General features: G+C 62.8%; 3 protein-coding genes. 1 reads left to right on the forward strand and 2 read right to left on the reverse strand.

Features of this window, described 5'->3' with window-relative positions; all coding sequences use genetic code 11:
• Positions 1 to 292, forward strand: a 292-nt coding sequence (locus tag EOA24_RS42485) for a hypothetical protein (RefSeq protein ID WP_210213607.1), incomplete at its 5' end; no start/stop codon positions are given.
• Between the two features lie 183 nt (positions 293 to 475).
• On the opposite strand, the gene EOA24_RS28040 is transcribed toward EOA24_RS42485, so the two are convergent.
• Complete coding sequence (locus EOA24_RS28040; RefSeq protein ID WP_127410292.1) at positions 476 to 1,741, reverse strand: hypothetical protein; 1,266 nt, start codon at positions 1,739 to 1,741, stop codon at positions 476 to 478.
• Positions 1,742 to 1,757: 16 nt separating this feature from the next.
• Positions 1,758 to 4,656: DUF4815 domain-containing protein (locus EOA24_RS28045; RefSeq protein ID WP_127410293.1), on the reverse strand; the 2,899-nt coding region annotated here is incomplete at its 5' end.

The following is a 4,656-nucleotide window of genomic DNA, read 5'->3' on the forward strand; positions in this document are numbered from 1 at the left end:
GACCACGACCTATTCCCTGTTGAACGAACAGATCCATTTCGGTTGTTGGAAGGGGCGGTCGTTGCCGGGTTGGTTCGCACAACTCCGGATCGTAGGTGGTACCTTTGGCCTGGCTTTGCTCTCTTCAACATGGGCAGGCTCGGCACAAGCCGCCTCAACTTCGGAAGGGATTGGCTCGACGACTTCGACACTGGTGGCCTCAACTGGCATCGTCTCTATCGCCACATCGACAGAAGAGACCTGGGTCAAGCGCGCCTCGAACGAGTTCCGGTGGCCCCCAACGTTCCTGTAGCCGATGCCCTCTTTGAGAGAATAGACGGATGGCTGCACGAAAGTCGCTTCACAACTGATATCAATATGGAGCCGACAAGGCGTCAGTATCTACTTGGCCTAAAGCGTAATCGCGTACTGGATACGTTGAAGGCCCTGCCTGCTCCGCCAACATAGAAACCATTGCCATCAACGAGAAATCTTGTCATGCCCATGCTCTTATGATGAGTTTCCAAGTCGATGAAGGGTTCGATTTATAACTATATCCGCCGGTTGCAGATAACATCACAAGACCATTTGCACCCATAACGACCTTGATATTAGTGGCATCAGGTCGCAAGCTCACGCCACGGCCGTCAGCGGCATCAGAAGCCCATGCGGCAAGCAGTATTTCCTCACCAGCAGAATAGCCACCATCCGCAGAGATACATGTGGCATATGCATGGTAGATATTTGGTCTGACACCCAGTCCATGTGCCAAGGTCAGGGTGCCACCGTTAGTCCAAGTTTGCGGCGCGCTTTCATAGAACCGCTGAAGCTGCATTGAGGGGGTGAGCAAAGCCGCCGCCTGAGCGGGCGTCATCGGCCGAATGTAGTTGTCGGCGCCAGCCCCGAGAGCGTTCTGGCCGCAGAAGTAGCCCGTGGCTCCAGGCGCGGCATATTCCGAGCGGAACAGGCGAGTTGTGATATCGCCGGACGCGTCACGCTGCGCCAACGTGCTTGCCGTCGCGGCCGTTGCGGCAGCGACCAACCCGAGCAAGGTTCGCATCGCCGCATAGTCGGCGGCGGTGATCAGGGACCGTCCATTTGCCGACGCGTTGGTAATATCCGCCGCCGTGATGGCAAGCAGCGTCTTCATCGCTGCGTAGTTGGCCGCCTGCGCCAGCGAGCGGCCGTTCGCACTCATGTCGGTGATGTCAGCGACCTGAAGCGTCACCGCCCCGCTCTTGCCGGCAACGCTCGCCACGGCATCGGTGTTGTCGATCTTGACCCATTTGGTGCCGTCAGAGACGGCCCAGTCACCGACCTTATCGGTGATGCCGCCGACGCTCGTGGCGCCGGCAACCGACACCATGTAATACCAGCCCTTGTTCCCGGCTGCCGCCGCCGGGATGGTCGGAGTATTGGTGTTGGCGTTCCAATCGCCTTGATAGTTGAGCGAGCCGAAGAGAGCCGACGGCAGTTGCGCGGCCGGCACCTTGCCGTCGGGGCCAAGCGACGCGTAGCCGTTGGCGTTGCCTTTCTCGCTCTCGTCCTGCTTGGCGTCGAGCGCCGCCTGTAAGCCGGTCGTTTCGGAGATGACGTGACTGTGGACCAGCAAAGCGCGCTGGGTGACTGACACGAGCAGGCCGGCAACATCGACGTCGATCGCGTCTAGGGCCGCGATCAGCCGCAGGACATCGTCCTCGAGGTTGTTGCTCCCGAAGGGCTTTTGGTAGCCCCGGTTCGGCGTCGTGTTTTCAACGGGCATGGCGATCCTGGCGAGGTTACGGGGCGGAGATCGCCCGGAAGTCATAGGCCATCGGGCGCGCCGCCGGCGTGCCGGTGAGCGTGATCCGGATGCGGCCGACCGGATTGGCGTTGAAGTTGAGGACGTTGTATTTGCGCTCGACCCAGCCGGCATCCTGAAGCGGCGTCTGCGTCACCTGCGCCATCGCCGACCAGGCGTCGTTGGCCGCGTCGCCATGCATGGCGATGGTCGCCCCGGTCGGTATCTTCGTCTTCAGATAGGACAGGATGTCGACCCCGGAGCCCATGGTGAAGGCGCGCGTCACATAGGTGCCCGTCGTCTGCAACTCGCCCTCGATTGCAAGGATGACCGGGAACACGACAGGCGAAACCTTCGCCGAGCCGGACAGAACGGCGCGGACCTGCACATTGCCCGTGTAGAAGGACTGTAGCTCCCAGGCTTGGCCCGGGTTTAGCAGGGTGACGGAGCCGTCGTCGAGTTGCACTTCGAAATGCATGGCGGCGGCCGCGGTCGGCAGCTCGACCTCGGCGCGGATCAAGAGGTCGCTCATGTTGGCGACCGCGAAGGTGCCGACATTCACGGTCTGGGCCGCCGGAGCGAACCTGGCGGCGATGAGCTGGAAACAGACGTCCTCGTCCTGATGCGGCGTCCAGGTCACCGCGTTCGACGACGACAGCATGACGCCGACCGAATAAGGCTGCGCTGCGACCGGCTGCTGCAGGTCCGCGTCAAAGTCGCCGAGCTTCGCGGTCTTGATCGAATGATTGCCGTCATTGGTCTTGACGACGAAGGCATATTCGACGCCGGCCGGCAGCCAGATCGGGTAAGGGAAGCGTATCTCGCTCCATTGGCCGATGATCGCCTCGTGCATGTCGTAGAAGGCCTGAGCGATCACGTTGACCGTCGGAATGCCGTTGGCCACCTCGACCATTTCGAACACGATCGGGTTGGCCCGGTCGCCGATCAGGCAGACCTTCAGGTTGACGCCGGCGATGTGGCGGCCTTCCGTCAGCGTGAATGTCTGCGCCAGCGGATCGGACCGGCTGCCGCCATTGCCTCCGCCGCCGCCACCGCCGCCGGTCTCGCGTGGCGCGGTGACCGATGTCTGCTGCACCGTGGTCGTTATCACCCGGCGCAACGTCTCGATCTCGATCGTGCCCTGCCCGACGAAGATCGCGGCCGCCTTCGATCCGCCCTGCCCTTCGGCGACCAGGCCTTTCGAGCCGGCAGGCACGTTGGCAGGGATGGTGAAGTTGCCGACGATCTGCCCGGCGCCGTCGCCATGCAGGCCACCCGGGTTGACGTCGATGCCGTCGAATTCGAGCTTGGTCAGGTTCTCGCCGGCGCCGAAGCCATGGATGGTGAACTGCAGCGAAATCTGGCGCAGATAGGCCAGGGTCTCCTCGCGGGTCGAGCTCTCGATCGTCTCCTTCTTCGTCGTGGTCGTCGTGGTCGTGGTGCGGCCCGTGGTCGACCTCGACGTCGTGATGACGACCGGCGAGGACAGAGCCGCGGCGCTATCGGAGGCCCATTCCGTTGCGCTCTCGGTCCAGTAATCGACCGGCGGATTGATCGTCATCGACGCCGGCAGCGGCGTGAAGTTCTGGTAGGGATTGATCTTCGTGCAGCGTGTGGCCAGTGCCTGCTCGACCGCGACCTCTTCCGTCCAGTTGAGCATCGTCACGCCGGGCAGGTTGATCGGGTGGAACGTCGGGTCGATCGCCAGGCGCAGCAGCCCGCCGAAGACCGCGCCCGTCTGCGGTTCGCCCTCGTCGCGGTAGCGGTCGGAGGTGAACGGGTCGACGAAGACGCCGTTCTTCGAGATCGGCTCCCGGCTGTCGATGTCGCGCTGCAGCCTTTCCAGCGCGATCAGGTCCAGCGCGTCGACCAGGCTGTTATACATCCGGTCGATCTTGGCCATCGTGTAGGCGCGCACCCGCACATCCGTGACGTTCGGCGTGCTGGTCCAAACGTTCTCGATCAGCGCCAGCGGCAGCACGTCGGCCGGGACGGTCGGCGGCAGCGGGTTCGTGCGGCTCGAAACGCCCTTCAGGTAGACCAAATTGCCGTCGCTATCCATGCCGAGCACGTCGACGCGCGGCAGCTTGAAGTCATAGTCGATCTGGATTTGGCCGCCATTGACACCGCCGGCGACCGTGATCGTGGTGGCAGTGATTTCGGTCGGGACCACAATGCCAAGATAGCGATACTTGACGGTGTAGCTCGACCCTGTCGCCGGCTCGGCGCCGCCGGCCGCCCACGACACCAGATCCCCTGATTTCGAATAGTCGGCGGGGAAATTGTAAGTCGTGGCGCCCTGCTTCACCTCCAGAATTGCTGTGACGCCGGTATTGGGCAGCGCATCGGAGCCGTTTGGCGTTGCGCCGCGGACGATCGTGTCGGTCACTTCCTTCTCGACCAGGACTTCGCGGATGGTCGCGATCGGCCCGTGGTTGAGGGTCACGACGGTCGGATTGGCCCCGAAGGTGTGCACCTCAGTCGGGATGCGGAACAGATCGAAAGTCTCAAGCTCGCGATGGCGCAGCGCGGCATAGCGCGTGCGCTTCTGGCCCTTGATGTTGGCCACACCCTCGGCGATCGAGAAGACCTGGTCGGTCCCGTCCTTGCCGAGCGAGGTGACAAGACAGTCCTTGTCGCCAATGACATAGTTGCCGTTGGCGTCGAAGTCGTAGAGCGCGAGCTGCGCGTTGATGCCGGTCAGGTTGGGCGGTGGCGTCTGGTCGATCGCGACGCCGTCCTTCAGCAGATAGACCGAATAGAGGTTGCCCTCGCCGGCGTCGCCGGAGAAGCCCCAGAAGAGCGTCTTGACGATGCGGGCGGCGCCGGCCTCTCCTTCCGATGGAGCACCCGGCTCAAGACCTTTCAGCGCCGGCTCTTCAAGCTCGGTCACATAG

It is taken from the genome of Mesorhizobium sp. M2A.F.Ca.ET.039.01.1.1, from assembly GCF_003998035.1.
Taxonomy (GTDB): Bacteria; Pseudomonadota; Alphaproteobacteria; order Rhizobiales; family Rhizobiaceae; genus Mesorhizobium.

Excerpts from the sequence above, each read along its gene's own strand:
- EOA24_RS28040 (WP_127410292.1), bottom strand. The coding sequence starts at position 1,741 with ATGCCCGTTGAAAACACGACGCCGAACCGGGGCTACCAAAAGCCCTTC.